The sequence below is a fragment of the Constantimarinum furrinae genome (assembly GCF_014295415.1).
In the GTDB taxonomy this organism is placed as follows: domain Bacteria; phylum Bacteroidota; class Bacteroidia; order Flavobacteriales; family Flavobacteriaceae; genus Constantimarinum; species Constantimarinum furrinae.
Map to the genome: position 1 here is coordinate 1482280 of NZ_CP052909.1, position 19491 is coordinate 1501770.

Annotated in this window: 15 protein-coding genes; 8 read left to right on the top strand and 7 right to left on the bottom strand. The window is 41.1% G+C overall.

What is annotated here, in order from left to right; genetic code table 11:
- Nucleotides 1-9: 9 nt before the first annotated feature.
- The 4 genes from ALE3EI_RS06760 to ALE3EI_RS06775 all read right to left on the bottom strand — a co-directional run bounded on the left by ALE3EI_RS06760 (nt 10) and on the right by ALE3EI_RS06775 (nt 4175).
- Complete coding sequence (locus tag ALE3EI_RS06760; protein ID WP_186992198.1) at nt 10-1734, bottom strand: nucleoside transporter C-terminal domain-containing protein; 1725 nt, start codon at nt 1732-1734, stop codon at nt 10-12.
- A gap of 16 nt (nt 1735-1750) precedes the next feature.
- Nucleotides 1751-2383, bottom strand: coding sequence for a bifunctional nuclease family protein (locus tag ALE3EI_RS06765; RefSeq protein ID WP_186992200.1), 633 nt, complete (start codon nt 2381-2383; stop codon nt 1751-1753).
- A gap of 79 nt (nt 2384-2462) precedes the next feature.
- Nucleotides 2463-3431: an electron transfer flavoprotein subunit alpha/FixB family protein gene (locus ALE3EI_RS06770; RefSeq protein ID WP_186992202.1), complete on the bottom strand. Its 969-nt coding sequence runs from the start codon at nt 3429-3431 to the stop codon at nt 2463-2465.
- A 3-nt stretch (nt 3432-3434) separates the two neighbouring features.
- Nucleotides 3435-4175, bottom strand: coding sequence for an electron transfer flavoprotein subunit beta/FixA family protein (locus ALE3EI_RS06775; protein ID WP_186992204.1), 741 nt, complete (start codon nt 4173-4175; stop codon nt 3435-3437).
- A gap of 258 nt (nt 4176-4433) precedes the next feature.
- Here ALE3EI_RS06775 and ALE3EI_RS06780 point away from each other — a divergent pair, with 258 nt between their 5' ends.
- From ALE3EI_RS06780 to ALE3EI_RS06805, 6 genes are all read left to right on the top strand, one after another.
- Nucleotides 4434-5417 carry a pyruvate dehydrogenase complex E1 component subunit beta gene (locus ALE3EI_RS06780; protein ID WP_186992206.1) on the top strand — a complete coding sequence of 328 codons (984 nt, stop codon included), beginning with the start codon at nt 4434-4436 and terminating at the stop codon, nt 5415-5417.
- A 278-nt stretch (nt 5418-5695) separates the two neighbouring features.
- Nucleotides 5696-8173, top strand: coding sequence for a DUF5686 and carboxypeptidase-like regulatory domain-containing protein (locus tag ALE3EI_RS06785; RefSeq protein ID WP_186992209.1), 2478 nt, complete (start codon nt 5696-5698; stop codon nt 8171-8173).
- A gap of 65 nt (nt 8174-8238) precedes the next feature.
- Nucleotides 8239-9051 carry a M23 family metallopeptidase gene (locus ALE3EI_RS06790; protein ID WP_186992211.1) on the top strand — a complete coding sequence of 271 codons (813 nt, stop codon included), beginning with the start codon at nt 8239-8241 and terminating at the stop codon, nt 9049-9051.
- Between the two features lie 138 nt (nt 9052-9189).
- A complete protein-coding gene (locus tag ALE3EI_RS06795) occupies nt 9190-11688 on the top strand; it encodes a sodium-translocating pyrophosphatase (protein WP_186992213.1) in 2499 nt (832 codons plus the stop codon).
- 93 nt (nt 11689-11781) lie between these two features.
- Nucleotides 11782-13047 carry an MgtC/SapB family protein gene (locus ALE3EI_RS06800; RefSeq protein ID WP_186987539.1) on the top strand — a complete coding sequence of 422 codons (1266 nt, stop codon included), beginning with the start codon at nt 11782-11784 and terminating at the stop codon, nt 13045-13047.
- Nucleotide 13048: 1 nt separating this feature from the next.
- A complete protein-coding gene (locus tag ALE3EI_RS06805; RefSeq protein ID WP_186987540.1) occupies nt 13049-14053 on the top strand; it encodes an App1 family protein in 1005 nt (334 codons plus the stop codon).
- Here ALE3EI_RS06805 and ppk1 read toward each other — a convergent pair.
- From ppk1 to ALE3EI_RS06820, 3 genes are read right to left on the bottom strand one after another with little or no spacing between them, the layout of a single operon-like run.
- A complete protein-coding gene (gene ppk1, locus ALE3EI_RS06810; RefSeq protein WP_186987541.1) occupies nt 14043-16079 on the bottom strand; it encodes a polyphosphate kinase 1 in 2037 nt (678 codons plus the stop codon). The two genes, ALE3EI_RS06805 and ppk1, sit on opposite strands and share 11 nt — an antisense overlap.
- A gap of 52 nt (nt 16080-16131) precedes the next feature.
- Complete coding sequence (locus ALE3EI_RS06815) at nt 16132-16752, bottom strand: deoxynucleoside kinase (RefSeq protein WP_186987542.1); 621 nt, start codon at nt 16750-16752, stop codon at nt 16132-16134.
- 5 nt (nt 16753-16757) lie between these two features.
- On the bottom strand, nt 16758-17555 hold the full coding sequence (locus ALE3EI_RS06820; protein ID WP_186987543.1) for a hypothetical protein: 798 nt from the start codon (nt 17553-17555) through the stop codon (nt 16758-16760).
- A gap of 98 nt (nt 17556-17653) precedes the next feature.
- On the opposite strand from ALE3EI_RS06820, the gene ALE3EI_RS06825 reads away from it, so the two are divergent.
- Both ALE3EI_RS06825 and ALE3EI_RS06830 read left to right on the top strand, forming a co-directional pair.
- Nucleotides 17654-18508: a GLPGLI family protein gene (locus ALE3EI_RS06825; protein ID WP_186987544.1), complete on the top strand. Its 855-nt coding sequence runs from the start codon at nt 17654-17656 to the stop codon at nt 18506-18508.
- Nucleotides 18509-18599: 91 nt separating this feature from the next.
- Nucleotides 18600-19490 (top strand): GLPGLI family protein, encoded by an 891-nt coding sequence (locus ALE3EI_RS06830; protein WP_186987545.1) that lies wholly within the window; start codon nt 18600-18602, stop codon nt 19488-19490.
- Nucleotide 19491: the final 1 nt, after the last annotated feature.

Below are 19491 nucleotides of genomic sequence, written 5' to 3' on the forward strand. Positions count from 1 at the left end.
GCGTTCAGACTAACCAATGAGCATTCCTGCAATGGTAGCCGTAAGCAGCGCGGCCACTGTTCCCCCTATAAGGGCTTTTATGCCAAAACGGGCCAGCGTTGTTCGCTGACTCGGTGCCAGTACGCCAATTCCTCCGATCTGTATCCCAATAGAAGCGAAATTTGCAAAGCCGCACAAGGCATAGGTGGCAATTACAATGGATCTGTAGTTCGACAAGGTACCCGACTGTTTTAATTCACTCAGGGTGGCGTAGGCATAAAATTCGTTGAGTATGGTTTTTTCTCCCAGCAACTGACCCACAATAGTAATATCTTCGGCGGGCACCCCTATGATCCAGGCCACCGGCGCAAAGATATTGCCGAGGATATACTGCATGGAGAGTCCGTCAAATCTTCCGTCGGTACTGGCAATAATTTTTTCGTTTAGTCCGGTAGGACCTCCAATCCAATCGACTGTGATCCAGTTAAAGACCGCCATGATCGCAGTAAAAACCAACAGCATGGCACCTACATTAACAGCTAGTTTAAGGCCTTCAGTAGTTCCTCGAGACACGGCGTCTAATACGTTGCTTCCAATTTTTTCTTTCGAAATATCCAGTTTTCTATCCACTTCTTCAGTTTCAGGAAATAACATTTTTGCAATCAGAATTGCTGCAGGTGCAGACATGATCGAAGCAGTAAGTAAATGTTTAGTGAACAGGATCTTTTCGGCATCACTGTCTCCTCCCAGAAATGCTATAAATGCCGCGAGTACTCCACCCGCGATAGTAGCCATACCGCCCACCATTAGGCAAAGGATCTCAGACTTGGTCATCCGATCGAGATAAGGTTTTACAACCAGCGGGGCTTCAGTTTGACCAATAAATATATTCGCTGCTGCCGCCAGACTTTCGGCACCGGAAAGACGCATGGTTTTGCTCATCACCCAGGCAAATCCCTTTACAAATAATTGAAGGATTCCGAGGTAGTACAGCAAGGATGTAAAGGCTGAAAAAAAGACGATCGTTGGCAATACTTTAAAGGCAAAAATGTATCCGAACGTATCCATATCGGCTACCAGCCCTCCAAATAGAAACTCTGATCCTTTTTCGCTCATATTGAGAAAGGCAACGATCTTATCACTAATCCAGTCGAAGGCCAAAGCAACATATTCTACTTTTAGAACGAGCACAGCAAAAATGATCTGTAAAGCCAGCCCGGAAATTACCAGACGCCAGTTTATTTTTCTTCTATTGCTGCTTAACAGATAACAAACAAGCAGTAAAAAGGAGATTCCTAGTATCCCTCTAAGGATACTGCTAGTGCTTATTCCAACACCTTCGTCTGGATCGATGGCTAACTTGGAATTTTCATCTGCAATGACTGTAGAAATTTCTGTTTCGGTAGGTGTTGTGAGTTTGTAGCTCACCCTATTTTCTGAAAAGACAAGCGTGCTGTCGGTGAGTTCAGAAATACGAAATCTTCGAATAGTATCACTTGGCTTGTTAAAAAAGAGCACCAGCAAATTATTCTGAAAAATATAATCCCCGCTGGCCTCTATGGCGTTTTCGTCTTTCAGTTGATAACTAAATGCACCATCTGAAAGTTTAAAATAGTCGGTATGCTCATTTATTTTGAAGAGTGGTTGACCTTCCGCTGTAGTGACCTCTGAAATCTGCCAGTTTTTTTCGATGCTTTGACCTAAACAAGTTCCGAAGATTGCGATGGTGAAAACTACAAATAGAAACTTTTGCATAAAGTTTAGTTAAGGATCACTGTCTTTTTGAAATTTCATCCCGTATGGCCGCCGCTCTTTCATAGTTCTCATTGGCTACAGCCTGATCCAGCATTTCATTCAGTTCTTTAATACTGAATTTGGAAAAATCTTCTGTAGAAACCGGTGATACCGATTCTCTATCCTCACCTGTAATCAATTCTTCTATGACTGCCTCTTCCTCTTTGGAAATATCCTGCTTCTTTTTCTTTGGAGCTGTTTTGAGATAAATCCCGGCTTTATCGAGTATATTTTTATAAGTAAAAATGGGAGCTTTAAAGCGAAGCGCCAAAGCAATCGCATCGCTGGTTCGAGCGTCGATGATCTCTTCGATCTTATCCCTCTCGCAAATAATACTGGAATAGAAGACTCCGTCCACCAATTTATGAATGATTACCTGCTTTACGATCACATCGAAGCGATCGGCAAAATTTTTAAAAAGATCATGGGTTAAAGGTCTGGGGGGTTTAATTTCCTTTTCCAATGCGATGGCTATCGATTGAGCCTCAAATGCACCAATAACTATGGGCAGTTTACGCTCCCCGTCAACTTCACTCAAAATAAGGGCATAAGCACCATTTTGAGTCTGACTGTAAGAGATTCCTTTTATGTTAAGTCGAACTAAGCTCATATATATGTAAAAAGGCTGATTAAACAAGGGATTTACTTATCTAAACAGCCCTTTTTTCCGGGCACAAATTACTAAAAAATTATGCGTTTTGCGCCTTAAACTCCTTTAATTTTTCAGTGAGCTGAGGTACAACTTCGAAGGCATCGCCAACAATTCCGTAGTCTGCCGCTTTAAAAAACGGTGCCTCGGGATCGTTGTTTATTACCACTTTTACCTTAGATGAATTAATTCCTGCCAGGTGCTGGATCGCACCACTAATTCCTATAGCGATATATAAATTGGACGCTACCGGCTTACCTGTCTGTCCCACGTGCTCGCTATGAGGTCTCCATCCCATATCACTAACCGGTTTTGAGCAAGCTGTCGCTGCTCCCAATGTTGCTGCCAGTTCTTCAAGCATTCCCCAGTTTTCAGGACCCTTTAAACCTCGGCCGCCCGATACAACGATCTCTGCATCGGCGATGGTCACTTTATCGGTGGCTTTATCGACCGAAAGCACATTAACCGAGAAGTCATCATCGCTAAGTGATGGTGAAAAACTTTCGGTATTGACATTAGTATCGTTTTCTTTTACACCGAAGGCATTTTTTGCCAATCCAATTACTTTAACATCTGTTGTAATTTCGGTATTAGAAAAAGCCTTGTTGGTGAACACGCTGTGTTTTACTTTAAATGGTGCGGTTCCGGTGGGAAGTTCAGTAACGTTAGGCACATATCCTGCTTCCAGATTAACGGCTACCAAAGGAGCCATAAATTTGCAGTTCGCACTTGACGTAAGCACTACTACTTTAGCTTCTTCTTTTTTGGCGGCCTGCGCGATCATGTCGGCGTATGCCTCCGCATTGAATTCCTTTAACTTGTCGTTGGAAACCTCTAAAACCTTGGAAGCCCCATAAGCACCAAGTTGAGCGGAATCTCCACCGTTTACCGACACAGCGGTCACCGAGGTTCCCATCATATCTGCGATACCTTTGGCGTAGGATACGGCTTCAAACGCGATCTTTTTGAATTTTCCTTCTTCAGATTCTGTATATACTAAAATTGACATATCTTAAATAACTTTTGCTTCGTTGTGTAATAAATTTACCAGTTCGTCCACACTGTCTACCAGCTTCACAGCTCCTTTTGGAGCAGGTTTTTCGAAGGTCACAGATTGGGTTTCGGCAGATGCTTCAACAGCTTCCTTTACGTGTAACGGTTTAGAACGCGCCTGCATGATCCCGCGCATATTCGGAATGCGAAGGTCGCTTTCCTCTACCAGACCTTTTTGTCCTCCTACAACTAAAGGAAGTGTGGTTTTAAGGGTTTCCTTTCCTCCATCGATCTCTCTGATGGCGGTAACATTTTCTCCTTCGATCTCCAGATTAATACAAGTGTTTACAAAATTTGCACCGGTGAGTTTAGAGATCATTCCAGGGACCATTCCGCCGTTATAATCGATAGATTCGCGCCCGCCTATCACGAGGTCGTATCCTCCGTCTTTTACAACATTTGCGAGTTGTTTAGCCACAGAATAACCATCTGTTGCCGCGGTATTGACACGAATTGCTTCATCGGCGCCAATTGCTAACGCTTTTCTTAAGGTGGGTTCTGTTTCAGGTCCGCCAACGTTCGCCACATGTACGGTTGCGCCTTGCTTTTCTTTAAACCACATAGCACGGGTAAGACCAAATTCGTCATTCGGGTTAATAACAAACTGTACCCCGTTGGTGTCGAATTTCGTGTCACCATCGGTAAAATTGATCTTTGAAGTAGTGTCTGGTACATGACTTATACACACTAATATTTTCATTGTAGAATTGTATTTGTTTATGTAACTGTTTTCGATGATTTCTAAAGGCGTTTACCCTCAGTTCTTGCAGAAATTCCTTGGATGATTCCGATTCGGATTTCGCGGCTACGAAGATACATATATATTTCTGAATTTTACTATGCATGCATAGTAAAAATTGAAGAAATCCTGTAAAAAAAGTATGAGTACACATATAAATAATAGTATTTTTGTTTCTTCCGAAGAAAATTGAGAACTACTAATCGAGATACCTTACAAATGAAGACTTTACAATTCAGAGAAGCCATCCAGGAAGCCATGAGTGAAGAAATGCGTCGCGACGAGAGCATTTATTTAATGGGAGAAGAAGTTGCCGAATACAACGGTGCATATAAAGCCAGTAAAGGAATGTTGGACGAGTTTGGCGCCAAGCGGGTGATCGATACCCCTATTTCCGAATTGGGATTTTCGGGTGTCGCCATTGGTTCTGCAATGAACGGGAATCGTCCCATTGTAGAGTTTATGACGTTTAACTTTTCTTTGGTGGGGATCGATCAGATCATAAATAATGCTGCAAAAATTAGACAAATGAGTGGCGGACAGTTCAACTGTCCAATCGTTTTTCGCGGGCCCACTGCATCTGCCGGACAATTGGCAGCAACGCATTCGCAAGCCTTTGAAAGCTGGTACGCCAATACTCCGGGGTTAAAAGTTATCGTGCCCAGTAATCCCGCCGATGCTAAGGGATTATTGAAAAGTGCCATTCGTGATGACGATCCGGTAATTTTTATGGAAAGTGAACAGATGTATGGTGATAAGGGCGAGGTTCCGGAAGGCGAATATCTAATTCCTATTGGTGTAGCCGAAATTAAACGAAAAGGAAAGGATGTGACTATTGTTTCCTTCGGAAAGATCATAAAAGAGGCTTATAAAGCGGCTGAAACACTGGCTGAAGAAGGTATAGAATGTGAGATCATCGATCTGCGTACCGTGCGACCAATGGATCATAATGCCATCCTTGAGTCGGTAAAGAAAACCAACCGATTGGTGATTCTTGAAGAAGCATGGCCTTTTGGAAATGTTGCTACCGAGATAACCTACCAGGTGCAAAGTCAGGCATTTGATTATCTTGATGCACCCATTGTAAAGATCAATACGGCCGACACACCGGCACCGTATTCCCCTTCCTTGCTTAAAGAATGGCTACCTAACAGTGAGGATGTGATAAAAGCCGTTAAGAAGGTCATGTACAGGGAGGAATGAAGTCGGAAGTCTGAAGTAGAAAGACCGAAGTATGGAATGTAATAAACTCAGTAAAAGGGATAAGGCGACGGAAAATTTAGTGCCTGGCCATTAGCATTTAATAAAGCACATTTTCACAGACTCTTAGGTCGAATTCGTGGGTGTACTCAAAGCATTTTTTTAAGTCGGGAGGCTAAGATTTAAGAGCATTTTAAGGTAATGGCACTAAGATTTGTTGTTTATTTGCTTTTCAAAATCTTTAAATTAAAATTTTAAAGTCTCCTTTTCGTTTCCTACTTATGAAGCACACCTTACTTCTTCTACTTTTATTTACTTGCTCAATTGGATTTTCACAGACCAAAGTAAGTGGAGTTGTAAACGATGCTTTTGGCGACCCTGTTGCTTTCGCAAACGTTATTTTCAAGGATTCTAATGAGGGTACTATTACCAACGAAGATGGTCGTTTTTATCTCGAAAGTGACGAAACGTATTCTACCTTATTGTTTTCATTTGTGGGTTATGCCACGCAGGAAATGGAGCTAAATCAGCGTGCTACCTACGATATAAAGGTGATACTTGAGGAAGAAGCTGCTTCATTGGATGAGGTGGTGGTGTTTAGCGGAAAAACGTCAAAAAAGAATAATCCGGCGATAGATATTCTTAAAAAGATCTGGGAAAACCGAAGGGAGAACGGTGTTAAAAAGTTTAAGCAATACCAATACGACAAGTACGAAAAACTGGAATTTGATCTAAATACCATCGACTCGGGTCTCATTAAGAGCAGAGTCTTCAAGGGTATGGAGTTTGTTTTCGACCAGGTGGATACTTCCAATGTGACTGGAAATACCTATTTACCTATTTTTATTAATGAGGCGTATTCTAAAGTTTATGGAGATAACATTCTCAAGGAAGAAAAAGATGTACTGGAAGGAAATAAGAATTCAGGGTTCAACAACAACCAAACACTTATTGCCTTTATAAAGGATCTTTATAAAGAATACGATGTGTACGATAATTATTTAAAATTCTTCGACAAAGCATTCACCAGCCCATTATCAACAACGGGTGTAGATGTTTACAATTATGTTTTACTGGACAGTGCATACCGGGATAACAAATGGTGTTATAATATTGTGTATTATCCCAGGCGTAAGAACGAACTTACCTTTAAGGGCGATTTTTGGGTGAATGACACCACCTGGGCGATCAAAGAGATCAATCTTCAGGCCTCTAAGAGTGCCAATCTTAACTGGGTCCGTGAGGTTTATATTGAACAGGAATTTGATGTTTTAAATGATTCTATATTCCTAATTACCCGAGATTATTTTTTAAGTGATTTCAGTTTCAGAAAAAAAGAAGGAGCCAGAGGAATTTACGGTAAGCGAACCACCCTCTTCGACAATTACGTTTTTGATATTCCTAAGGACAAGAGTTTTTATTCTGAACAGGTTGATCCGTACCAATACGAAGTATACAATCGTCCGGATGAGTTCTGGGAGCAGCGGCGAATGGAGCAGCTTAGTAAGGACGAGAAGGGGGTATATAAGATGTTGGATACGTTAAAAACAGTTCCGCGATTTAAAACACTTTACAATCTGGGGGCAACGCTGGCGAGTGGGTATTATGAAATGGGCAATTACGATCTCGGTCCTGTTTTCTCGGTATTTGGGTTTAATGAAGCTGAAGGATTGCGGATTCGTCTGGGAGGTCGAACATACTTCAGTCAGAATGACCCCTGGCGACTTGAGGTTTTTGGCGCGTACGGATTTAGGGATGAGCGCTTTAAATACGGACTCTCTGCAAAATGGTTGCTGGACCGTAGAACACGCCTAATCGTTTTTGCGGGTAATCGAAAGGACGTAGAACAAACCGGTGCAAGTTTAACCAATAGCAACGATGTTCTTGGAAGGAGCCTGGCGTCTTCTTCACTTATATCTGTGGGTGCTAACGACAGGCTTACACGAATAAACCTCACTACCGCCGGATTTGAAATGGAACCCTCAAAGAATCTCATCTTTAGAGTTACGGGTTCTTACCGCACCTTAAGATCGGCGACAGATACTTTTAGTCTGGATTATTTTGATGAGAACGGCGAGATTCAAAGCAGGATACAGCAACCTGAAATCGAATTTAGCGTAAACTTCACTCCGGGAAAGAAGACATCGGGGTACGGTGTAGAACAAACGATCATAAACGATGGCGATTATCCTACCTTCTTTTTGGGGTATAGCTTAGGACTACAGGGAGTTTTAGGGGGTGATTTTGAGTATAAAAAATTGCAATCCCTTTATACGCAACCATGGAATATTGGCGGATTAGGGCGTTTGTACTCTACAGTGGAAGTAGGAAAGATCTTTGATCCAGTACCTTTGGCATTATTAAGTCCTGTTCCCGGAAATCAGACTTATTTTAGCTTATATAATTCCTTTACGAATCTGGATTATTACGAGTTTGTGAGCGACACCTATGCTTCGGTGCATTTGCAGCATAATTTTGGAGGGCGAATCTTCTCAAGGATACCATGGATTCGGAAGTTTAATTTGAGGGAAGTTATTGGGTTCAGAGCAGTGTATGGTGAAATTTCGGAAGAGAATATTGCGATTAACGCCTCCAATATCATGTATCAGGCTCCCGGTGATGTTTATTACGAATACAGTATTGGTATTGGAAATATCTTTAAAGTGTTCAGAATTGACTTTAATTTCAGAGGTAATTACTTTAATAATCCGGATGCACGTAAGTTTGGAGTAACAGGAATTTTTGGGTTTTCATTTTAGAATTTTTTGTATATTTAACACTCTCCAAAACAGAACCTTAGCCTATTTTATTAAAAGAACTAACTATGAAATCGGCATTAATACTGTTTTTTTGTTTCATTTCTACACTTTTATACGCAGATCCCGACATAAAATTCTATTATGAATACGGTCCTACCGGCTATACCATGTACGCCGATAATTTTGAAGTTTGTCCGGTAACCGTCGAAATAGATTTTATGCTCCTGAACCTCGAACTTGTGGATGGAAGGTCTAAATTTCATGTCGTACCGCCCCGAACTACCAAACATAAATTAGTAGACCTTAGAACGATCAATCCTGTGTACGACTACAGCTTTCAGTATACGACCAAAACATATTTTGGAGATCCCGGTCATTCAAAGTTTGATGCTGTTTTTCAATATTACCTGCCCTTTAAACAAGGAGGCTCATACCGAGTAAAACAGGGATATTTTGGATCTTTTTCCCATAATAATTCCTATGCCATAGATTTTGAAATGCCTGAGGGAACCGAGATCTATTCGGCCCGAAGCGGAATTGTGGTTGATGTGGTACAGGATAATGATCGCTCATGCAGCTCCTCTGAATGCGCAATTTATAATAATTATGTCCTTATTTATCATCCCGATGGTACATTTGCAGAGTATGCGAACATTAAAAAGAACGGAGCAAGAGTGTCTAAAGGAGATATTGTAAACAGAGGTCAGCTGCTTGCCTATAGCGGAAATGTGGGCTGGACGACCGGACCACAATTACACTTTGAGGTTTTTTTAATGCAACGGAATAAACGTCAGTCCTTTAAAACGAACTTTCTATACGGCGATGGAAGTGATTACAGTCTGTTGGTCGAAAACCAACGATATTCAAGATTCTATTGAAAATTAATTACTTGCACCTAAACACAGCAGGATCCTTTCTTTTCTAATTTCCCTTCAATTTAATATTTCGTATCCCAACCTATTTTACTACTTTTGCACACGCTAAAAAGAAATGATCTTTTAACTAAATAATTTATAATGGAACAGAACATTATTTATGTACCAATTGCTTTGGCTGTCTTGGGCCTATTGTTTATGCTCATTAAGATGAGCTGGGTAAAAAAGCAACCCGCGGGAAGTGACCGCATGCAGTTTATTTCAAAAAGTATTAAAGAAGGAGCTCTGGCATTCCTTAATGCTGAATACAGACTTCTTGTAATTTTTGCAGTGATCGCCGCTGTCTTATTATATGTTGTGTCAACATTGGTGCCCAATACCAGTTGGATGATCGTTCCGGCATTTATTATTGGAGCCATCTTTTCTGCTTTGGCAGGAAACATTGGGATGCGTGTTGCTACTGAAGCGAATGCACGTACTGCTGAAGCCGCCAAGACCTCCTTGCCACAAGCGCTTAAAGTTTCTTTTGGCGGTGGAACTGTAATGGGACTTGGTGTGGCAGGTTTGGCTGTTCTTGGTTTAAGTTTGATCTTTTTGTTCTTTCTAGGCCAGTTTATGGGTGAAGAAGGAACGTTTTACGGTAACATGACCATAGTGCTTGAAGCACTTGCCGGGTTCTCCCTTGGAGCCGAAAGTATAGCGCTGTTTGCGCGTGTTGGAGGTGGAATCTATACGAAGGCTGCCGATGTTGGTGCCGATCTTGTAGGTAAAGTTGAAGCCGGTATTCCGGAAGATGATCCCCGTAATCCAGCAACGATCGCAGATAATGTTGGAGATAATGTTGGTGACGTTGCCGGAATGGGTGCAGATCTTTTTGGATCGTATGTAGCGACAGTTCTTGCAGCCATGGTGCTTGGAAACTATGTGATTAGAGATATGTCTGCTGTAAATCAGTTTACAGATGCATTTAACAATATGGGCCCTATTCTTCTACCTCTTGTAATTGCTGGAGTGGGAATTTTAGCATCTATTATCGGAACACTATTCGTTGGAATAAAAAATAATGATGCCAAAGAAGCTCAGGTTCAAAAGGCATTGGATATGGGTAACTGGGCAGCTATTTTGCTAACCTTAGTGGCTAGTTGGTTTTTAATCGACTGGATGTTGCCCGCAACGATGAATATGAATTTCTTTGGAGAAGGTGTTAAAGAAGTTGCCTCTATCAACGTTTTCTGGTCTGCGTGTATCGGACTTGCAGTTGGAGCCTTGATCTCATTTGTGACCGCATACTATACTAGTTTAGGCAAAAAGCCGGTTATGGATATCGTGGAAAATTCATCTACAGGAGCAGCGACAAATATTATCGCCGGATTGGCTGTAGGTATGAAATCTACATTTGCTTCTGTTCTTTTGTTCGCTGCAGCGATCTATGGTTCTTATGAACTTGCAGGATTCTACGGAGTTGCTTTGGCAGCATCGGCGATGATGGCTACTACAGCGATGCAGTTGGCGATTGATGCCTTCGGACCTATTGCAGATAATGCAGGTGGAGTTGCCGAAATGAGTGAATTAGAACCTCACGTTCGTGAGCGTACTGATATTCTGGATTCTGTTGGAAATACAACAGCAGCCGTAGGTAAAGGATTTGCAATTGCATCTGCCGCGCTTACTGCACTGGCTTTGTTTGCAGCATATGTGACCTTTACGGGAATTGAAGGGATAAACATTTTTAAAGCCGATGTATTAGCAATGTTATTTGTTGGTGGTATGATCCCGGTAGTTTTCTCTGCTATGGCGATGAAATCTGTAGGAAAGGCTGCCATGGAAATGGTTCAGGAAGTACGTCGTCAGTTTAGAGAGATCCCTGGAATTATGGAAGGAACCGGAACTCCCGAATACGCAAAATGTGTGGATATATCTACAAAAGCTGCATTAAAAGAAATGCTACTTCCCGGACTTCTAACCATAATTTCGCCTGTGATCATCGGTTTAGTTTTTGGAGCTGAACCATTAGGAGGGTATATGGCAGGAGTATGTGTAAGTGGTGTCATGTGGGCTATTTTCCAGAATAATGCAGGTGGTGCATGGGATAATGCTAAAAAATCGTTTGAAGCCGGAGTAATGATCAACGGTGAAATGACATATAAAGGTAGTGACGCTCATAAGGCTGCAGTAACGGGTGATACGGTTGGAGATCCGTTTAAGGATACTTCAGGTCCATCTATGAATATCCTTATCAAACTTACGTGTTTGGTTGGATTAGTAATCGCTCCTATTTTGGGTGGTCACGGTAACGACACCGATACCGGTCTTCACGAATCTCAGGAAATGATCTTTATCGATGCCGATGGTAACAAAACAGTGCTTACCGATAAAGAAGCGAATCAGGTGATGGATGCAGATAATGCTGAAATATCGAGAGAAGTTAAGGTTGAAATGTCTTCGGAAGGGGATGTAACAACAGCTAATGTTACTATTGAAACTACAAAGGATGGTAAGACTACTTCAGAAACTAAAACTTTTAGCGGTACTGAAGCAGAAGTTAAAGCCGAAATTGAAGCTTTAAAGGATGTTGAGGTTGCCGTTAAAAAAGGGAAGAAGATAAAGAAGGAAATTGAAGTGATTGAGCAAAAGCAATAAGCACACTTCAAAACGTTAAATTTGATATAAAAATCCTCATGCGAGAAAAAAGCTTGAGGATTTTTTTTACGATTATAGTATCTTGGTAGTACGATGAACTACGAAGATCTAATTACACTGGGCATTGCATTTGGTCTGGGATTGCTCGTTGGATTACAACGTGAAAAGAGCGATAACCATATGGCCGGTGTGCGTACCTTTACCTTAATTTCGATACTTGGTGTGGTGTCGGGGTTTCTTAGCCGTGAGTACGACAATCCCTTTATTCTGCCCATTATGGGAATCGCCATTACTGCACTATTAGTAACTGCGAACATTATCAAGCTTAAAAAACTCAACGAACCCGATATCGGCCAGACTACCGAAGTCGCAGCGCTTCTTATGTTTGCCATTGGGGCTTATTTGGTACTCGGTAGTCAGGTGATTGCGGTGGTAGTAGGAGGAACTTTGGCCGTTCTGCTGTATGTAAAGGAACACCTTCACAACTTTATTGATTCCTTAAAGGAGAAGGATCTGGCAGCCATCATGACCTTTGCTGGTATTTCTTTGGTGATTCTTCCTATTCTTCCCAACAAGACCTTTGGTCCGCTGGATGTTCTCAATCCTCGAAACATCTGGCTAATGGTAACGCTAATTGTAGGCATCAGTGTGGTGGGATACTTTATCTACAAATTTGTGGGTAAAAAAGTGGGTATAATTTCCAATGGAGTACTTGGCGGACTTATAAGCAGTACCGCAACCACAGTGAGCTATGCCCGAAAAACCGCCAATACAAAAAATATAGATAAACTTGCAGCATTCGTGATCACCGCAGCTTCTGCTATTGCTCTGGCCCGGGTGATGATCGAAATTGGCGTTGTTGTTCCCGAAAAGCTCCCTGAAATCATTCCGCCTCTTATCGTTGAATTTGTGGTAATGGCACTATTATGTGTTGGGTTGTTTTATTTGATCAATAAAGAAAAAGGAGATGAAGAAATGCCAGAACCGAAGAACCCGGCACAGTTTAAAAGTGCGTTGATCTTCGGACTCCTTTATGGCCTTATTTTACTGGTGGTTGCATTTACGAAGGAGGAATTTGGAAATAACGCGCTGTATATTGTTTCTATAATCAGTGGGCTTACCGATGTTGACGCCATTACACTGTCCTTGTCACAATTAATGAAAACCAACGGATTAGATACTTCTCAGGGATGGAGATTGATATTATTAGCTTCTCTGTCTAATCTGGCTTTTAAAGGAGTAATGGCTGCCATACTGGGAACACGATTATTGGCAAGATGGATCGCAATAAGCTTCGGAATTTCTATAGTGACCGGTCTTTTGTTAATGTGGTTATGGCCCGAATCATGGGTATTTTAAAATGGATTGGTTCAAAAAAGATCCCTTGCAGATCATTACCTTCCAAAGTTACGGACGGAGCGACCATTTCTATATCCGAGGCAGAGCCCTCGAAGACGAAAACATCGATCTATCCAAAAGAGGATTTCTAAGCCTACTGCGAAATACGTGGAAACGTTTTGAAGCCGATGAGATTCCCAATACAAGGTTAAAGATTCATCTCCCGGATAACACTTTTTTATATACCCAAACTGATTCCAAAGGATATTTTAAATGTGAGGCAGACTTAACTGAGCTACAAGCCCTTTCTAACGATGAAGGTTGGTTGGCCTTCGGGATATCGTATGATGACAAGCATCCCGGACGGGTGATTAATAATGATAACCGCTTTCCGGGTGAAATGCTTATTCCTTCTGAAAACAGCAGTTTTGGAATTATAAGTGATATTGATGACACCATTCTGCATACCGGAATTACCTCAATGCTAAAACTAAAGGTTTTATGGAATACATTTTTTAAAAGGGCAACAAAGCGTACTCCTCTGGAAGGTGCTTCAGAGCTTTATCATCTGTTACACCGTGGAAAGTCAGGAAAAGAAGCAAATCCTTGTTTTTATGTGAGTCACAGTCCGTGGAACCTGTATCGTTATCTGGAATTGTTCCTTAAGACCAATAACTTTCCTAAGGGTCCTATCCTTCTACGAAACTTTCCGAGGCCTTTCAGTAAAAAAGACCCAAAAGAAAAACCTCAAAAACAAAAGGAGATCCTAAACCTTCTGGATACCTATCCGAATCTCCCCTTTATTTTAATCGGAGACAGTGGGGAACACGATCCCGACATATATGTTGAAATTGCTGAAGCCTTTCCGGACAGGATACTAGCGATATACCTGAGGAGTGTAAACCACACAAAAAAAATGGTTCGGGTCCGAGGTTTATTTGAGAAGTACGAAACGGTCCCGGTATTGCTTGTGGATAAAAGTGAGGATGCCATACATCACGCTAGGAGTTTAGGACTTATTCACTGAGGTTCTTAAAATATTCGTAAGTCGCTAATTGGGCTTGTACTTTAGGATTATTATTTTCTACGTAGCGATTCTTTTGTTGTGCATCGATTTCTCGTGACTTTACATTGTCTTCCAACTGAATTAGTATCAGATCGAAGATCATTTGAGCCAGATCGGGATCGAGTACTGGGGTAACCACTTCAATACGGTGACTTAAATTTCGTGTCATCCAATCGGCAGAGCCGATATATATTTTTCTTTTGTCGCCGCTACCAAAAATATACACTCGACCGTGCTCCAGAAACCGATCCACAATACTTGTTATATAGATATTTTCACTTTGACCCTTTACCCCGGGAACCAAAGAACAGATCCCTCTAATGAGTAATCTAACGGTCACACCTGCCTTACTTGCCCGATATAATAACTTGATCATCTCTTTATCCTGAAGACTGTTCATTTTAAGAATGATGCTCGCCTCTTCCCCTTGTTGTGCTTTCGTAATTTCATCATTTACGAGTTCAGCAAACTTTGTGCGTGTGGTAAATGGTGAGACAAGCAATCGTTTGGTCTTAGGAACTATGATGGTTCGATCGAGTATTAAAAATACCTTATTGAGTTCTTTAGTAATCTTTTTATGAGCCGTCATTAGCCCAAAATCTGTATAGAGCGTGGCGGTATTTTCGTTAAAATTACCCGTGGCTATATAGGCGTAAGCCTTTGTTTTCCCCTTTACTTCCCGTTCAATATAAAGGATCTTAGAATGAACCTTTATATCGGGGTAGCTGTATATCACTTTTGCACCATTCGATTTAAAGATCTCTCCCCACTTTAAATTATTCTTTTCGTCAAAGCGAGCTTTTACTTCAATAAACACTGTGACTTCTTTACCGTTTTTTGCCGCGAGTGCCAGGGCATCGTTTAACCGGGATTCTTTAGCTGCTCTGTAGATGGTGATCTTTAATACCTTCACGGCCGGATCTGATGCAGCTTCCTCGATCAATTGAATTAGAGGATCAAAGGCCTGATACGGATAATGTAACAACTGGTCTTTTTTATCTATCGCATCAAAAAGAGAATTGGCTTTTGAAAGTACCGGGTGAGGAAGTGGTTCGAGTTCCTTATTCGTTAATTTCTTTTCTGTGGGGTTTGGAAAGCTGAAAAAATCCTTGAAATTATGATAGGTTCCTCCTTCAATAATATCGGTATGAGTAACGTCCAGCGCTTTTTTTATTCGAGCCTGAAAGGCTTTTGGCATGGCCGGATCGATAAGCACTCTGGTGGCCTGTCCCGTATTCCGCTTTGGTAAGGAAGCCTTGATCTTTTCCATCAGATTTCCCGAGAATTCATCTTCTATATACAATTCGGCGTCTCTGGAGATCTTCAGGGAATAAAAAGTAAGATTTTTTTCACCTTCCGGGCTTTGTTTCAGATTGAACTTTAAAATATCATCAACAAACGTAACCGAATGTTTCCCGTTATATTTTTCAAACTGAAAGAATCGCGGAACTTCGTCCGGGATCTTGACCAGCAAAAACTCCTCTTCACTAGGCTGCGCAATAAGATATAAGGCCTCATTTTCCACAAAGACTGTAGATTTCTCGTTGGCAGCGTGAGTACTAATTTTTACCTTACTTTTAAGGACATCTTCATAATAATTTTGAGCGATCACTTTTTGAGTTCCTGAAAATTTCTTGTGATCTATAAGATAGATTCCTTCCTTTTCCAGTTCAGGAATGATCTGTTTCGTAAAAATTCTTCCGAAGTCATTCTGCTGAATATCAACCTGCGCCTTGATCTCCTTTAGGACCTTATTGGGTTTGGTGATGAGTTTTTTCCGCAAGGGTTTTTCAATATTCTTTATTTGACGAATGTCTGAAACACGTACTCTGAAGAATTCATCAAGATTGGAAGAGAAGATCGCTAGAAACTTTATGCGTTCGTACAAGGGGTTTCTGTCATCTGCCGCCTCCTGAAGCACCCGATGGTTAAACCGAAGCCAGGAAAGATCTCTATGGTAGTATTTCGAATTGTAAAGTGATGCCATATTTTAATGGCAAAGTAACTAATTTAACATTCGGTTTTATGTGAGGGAAATGTTAAGTTTTAAATAAGCCGTGAAGTTCGGCATCGATGCGGTTTATCACGTCACCCAAATGTTCCGGATCGTCCACGAAATTTAAATTATCCACATCCAGTACTATAAGATTGCCCTTGTCGTATTCATGTACCCAGGCTTCATACCTTTCATTGAGTCGGCTTAGATAGTCAATGCTTATAGAATTTTCGTATTCGCGTCCGCGTTTGTGAATCTGATCTACAAGATTTGGAATGCTGCTTCTCAGGTAGATAAGCAGATCCGGGCCTTCGGTGACGCTTTCCATCAGATCGAATAATGAACGGTAGTTTTCGTAATCACGATTGGTCATAAGTCCCATAGCGTGAAGATTGGGCGCAAAAATATAGGCGTCTTCGTAAATGGTACGGTCCTGAATGATATCCTTACCACTTTTGCGAATGTCGAGGATTTGTCGGAATCTGCTATTTAGAAAATAGATTTGCAGATTAAATGACCATCGTTCCATCTGATTGTAAAAATCGTCCAGATACGGATTGTCTTCCACATCTTCATAATGTGCCTTCCATTTGTAATGTTTTGCCAGTAAACGCGTTAATGTGGTTTTTCCGGAGCCTATGTTTCCTGCAATCGCGACGTGCATAAATCTTACTGCTTTGGTTGGGTTAGTGAAAAGGTATGTATTGTTTTACCGTCATAAATATACAGGAAATCTTGGGTAAGCTGCAAGTCTTTTATGCTGTTTTCGGAAAGGGGAATTTTTATGGGGCGTTGTGAGCTTTCAGCACCTTTTTCAGACGGATCTGTCACAAAAAACAAAGTGTTTTCCTTTAACGCGATCAGTTTTTCATTTTGCTGCACCACCTTTTCAAAATGGTTAGAATCCATTTCAGAAATTAAACTTCCGTAAATATTAAAGATGCGCAATTTGCGATCGGTAAGGGCATAGCAATAATTAAAATTACTGGCAACAGATAGTAGTTTTCCTGAAAAAGGCTGAGAAACTGTGGTTTTTCGGTTAGTTCGATAATTGAACAACTCCAGTTGCTGGGTATCTATATTAAAGATCCACAGTTTATTGTTTCCGGCATTGGTCGCCGCACTAATATTTATGAATTCGGGGAGGTTGTTAAAACTGATTCGCTCAATTTCACTTAACCTATTATCCAGAAATACCACGGTATTGGTGTCTTCATAAAATACCACCAATTTTAAGGGATTGATAATGTCTACGGAAGTAATCCTGCCCAACTGAAAGTCGTTAAAAGTAAAAGTTCCGTCTTCTCCGGTCTTATTGATCGCTGCATCTTTCACAAAATACAGATTCTTATATGAATCAATTCCCACAAAAGTATCGGCAACAAAAGGAGTTTCAGCCACTTTCTGAAACTGCTGTGCAGCAACCCCTTGGGACACCATGATAAAAAGAATAAGGATCTGTCTCATTTAATGAACAAGGTACAAAATGAACGTTAAATACCGGTAAGCATTGTAACGCTAAATATTTTTTATCGTCTTTTAGGTTCATTATAAAAACATACCTCATGAAAAATATTTTACTAAGCTTTATTTTTAGTCTGTTTTTTACACTTTCTTCAGGGATCGCTCAGGGTTTCAGTGGTATCGCAACTTATAAATCACAACGTAAAATGGACATCAAACTCGATAGCACTCAGTTTAACGATGAGATGCAGGCGCAGATGAATGCCATGCTTCAGAAACAGTTTGAAAAGGAATTCACACTAAAATTTACTGCAGACGAATCTCTTTATAAAGAGGTTGAAAGTCTCGACAATCCCAATGTGGCAGGAGGAAACGGAATGCAGATCATGGTGGCTTCCAGTTCGGGGAGTGATGTGCTGTATAAAAATGTTTCAGAAAACAGATTTGTAAATCAGAATGAGCTCTTCGGAAAACAATTCCTTATTAAAGACACTTTGGATGAACCCGATTGGACGCTGGAGAAGGAAACCAAAAATATTGGTGAGTATACCTGTTTTAAAGCTACGTATACCCGTACGATCACTTCTAGGAATATTGTAAGTTCTTCAAATAGCGATAAAGGGAGTGATAGCAAAACCGAAGAAACCACCGAAGAAATTACCGTTACCGCATGGTATACTCCTCAAATACCCGTAAAGCACGGGCCGGGGCGGTACAGCGGCTTGCCGGGACTTATTCTTGAAATAAACGACGGTAGCGAAACCATTCTTTGTAGCCGAATCGTCCTTAACCCAAAGGAGGGTCTCGATATCAAGGAGCCTACTGGAGGAAAAAAAGTGAGTCAGACAGAATATGATGAGATCATGGATAAAAAAATGAAGGAGATGGAAGAACGCTATAAAGGTGATGGTAGAAAAGGGGATGATAACAGCTTCCGTATTGAAATAAGAGGGTAGCGTTGTTAAACTTTCTGAAGACAACTTAGTCTAAAATTATTGTAACAATTACCGAATACTGTTACTAACCAGTATCATCAAAATTTAGACTATGAGATTTTTAGCTTTTATTACACTAGTTTTTTTTACGGTTGGCGGCTTTGCACAGAATATAAGCGGGAAGGCCTATTATGAGTCCAAGACGACCGTAGATATGGATAATTTCGGTAACAGGGAGATGAGCGAGGACATGAAAAAGATGATCGCCGAGCGTATGAAGAGTATGCTTGAAAAGACGTACATTCTTACATTTTCTTCAACAGAGTCGATCTATAAGGAAGAAGAAAAACTGGAAGCCGGCGCCGGCGGTGGTGGATTTAGAATGATGATGGGAAGTTTTACACCCGGTGCTCAATATAAAAATCTCGAAAAGCAGCAGATCTTACAGGAGCAGGAATTCTTTGGCAAGCAATTTCTTATCAATGATTCTATTCCCCAACTGGACTGGGAGCTCACTAAAGAGTCTAAACAAATTGGCCAGTATGTAGCCTTTAAAGCGACAGCCGTTAAGAAGATAGACGAAAATGATTTCAGCATGGCACGTCGCAGAAACCGCGACAGGGATAACGAAAAGAAGGAGGATGAAGTTAAAGCAGACTCTACCAAAACTGCCGATGCCGATGACCCCATGGATGAGATCGAAATTCCCAAGGAAGTGATCGTAACGGCTTGGTACACACCTATGATCCCCGTCAAGAATGGTCCGGGGGAATACGGCGGACTTCCGGGACTTATCCTTGAAATGAACGTTTACCGAACGACTGTTTTATGCTCCAAGATCGTACTAAACCCAAAAGAAGGAGAAAAAATTGAAGCGCCTTCTAAAGGAAAGGAAGTGACGCAGGAAGAATACAATAAAATTGTAAAGGAGAAAATAGAAGAAATGCGTGAGAATTTTCGGGGTGGCGGAGGCCGAAGAGGCGGAGGCCGTTTTGGCGGATAAA

What these genes read in the sequence shown, in the direction of transcription:
- ALE3EI_RS06805 (WP_186987540.1), top strand. Translation starts at nt 13,049, where the DNA reads ATGGATTGGTTCAAAAAAGATCCCTTGCAGATCATTACCTTCCAAAGT.
- ALE3EI_RS06775 (WP_186992204.1), bottom strand. Translation starts at nt 4,175, where the DNA reads ATGAAAATATTAGTGTGTATAAGTCATGTACCAGACACTACTTCAAAG.
- ALE3EI_RS06785 (WP_186992209.1), top strand. Translation starts at nt 5,696, where the DNA reads ATGAAGCACACCTTACTTCTTCTACTTTTATTTACTTGCTCAATTGGA.
- ALE3EI_RS06765 (WP_186992200.1), bottom strand. Translation starts at nt 2,383, where the DNA reads ATGAGCTTAGTTCGACTTAACATAAAAGGAATCTCTTACAGTCAGACT.
- ALE3EI_RS06830 (WP_186987545.1), top strand. Translation starts at nt 18,600, where the DNA reads ATGAGATTTTTAGCTTTTATTACACTAGTTTTTTTTACGGTTGGCGGC.
- ALE3EI_RS06795 (WP_186992213.1), top strand. Translation starts at nt 9,190, where the DNA reads ATGGAACAGAACATTATTTATGTACCAATTGCTTTGGCTGTCTTGGGC.
- ppk1 (WP_186987541.1), bottom strand. Translation starts at nt 16,079, where the DNA reads ATGGCATCACTTTACAATTCGAAATACTACCATAGAGATCTTTCCTGG.
- ALE3EI_RS06820 (WP_186987543.1), bottom strand. Translation starts at nt 17,555, where the DNA reads ATGAGACAGATCCTTATTCTTTTTATCATGGTGTCCCAAGGGGTTGCT.
- ALE3EI_RS06800 (WP_186987539.1), top strand. Translation starts at nt 11,782, where the DNA reads ATGAACTACGAAGATCTAATTACACTGGGCATTGCATTTGGTCTGGGA.
- ALE3EI_RS06815 (WP_186987542.1), bottom strand. Translation starts at nt 16,752, where the DNA reads ATGCACGTCGCGATTGCAGGAAACATAGGCTCCGGAAAAACCACATTA.
- ALE3EI_RS06780 (WP_186992206.1), top strand. Translation starts at nt 4,434, where the DNA reads ATGAAGACTTTACAATTCAGAGAAGCCATCCAGGAAGCCATGAGTGAA.
- ALE3EI_RS06770 (WP_186992202.1), bottom strand. Translation starts at nt 3,431, where the DNA reads ATGTCAATTTTAGTATATACAGAATCTGAAGAAGGAAAATTCAAAAAG.
- ALE3EI_RS06790 (WP_186992211.1), top strand. Translation starts at nt 8,239, where the DNA reads ATGAAATCGGCATTAATACTGTTTTTTTGTTTCATTTCTACACTTTTA.
- ALE3EI_RS06825 (WP_186987544.1), top strand. Translation starts at nt 17,654, where the DNA reads ATGAAAAATATTTTACTAAGCTTTATTTTTAGTCTGTTTTTTACACTT.
- ALE3EI_RS06760 (WP_186992198.1), bottom strand. Translation starts at nt 1,734, where the DNA reads ATGCAAAAGTTTCTATTTGTAGTTTTCACCATCGCAATCTTCGGAACT.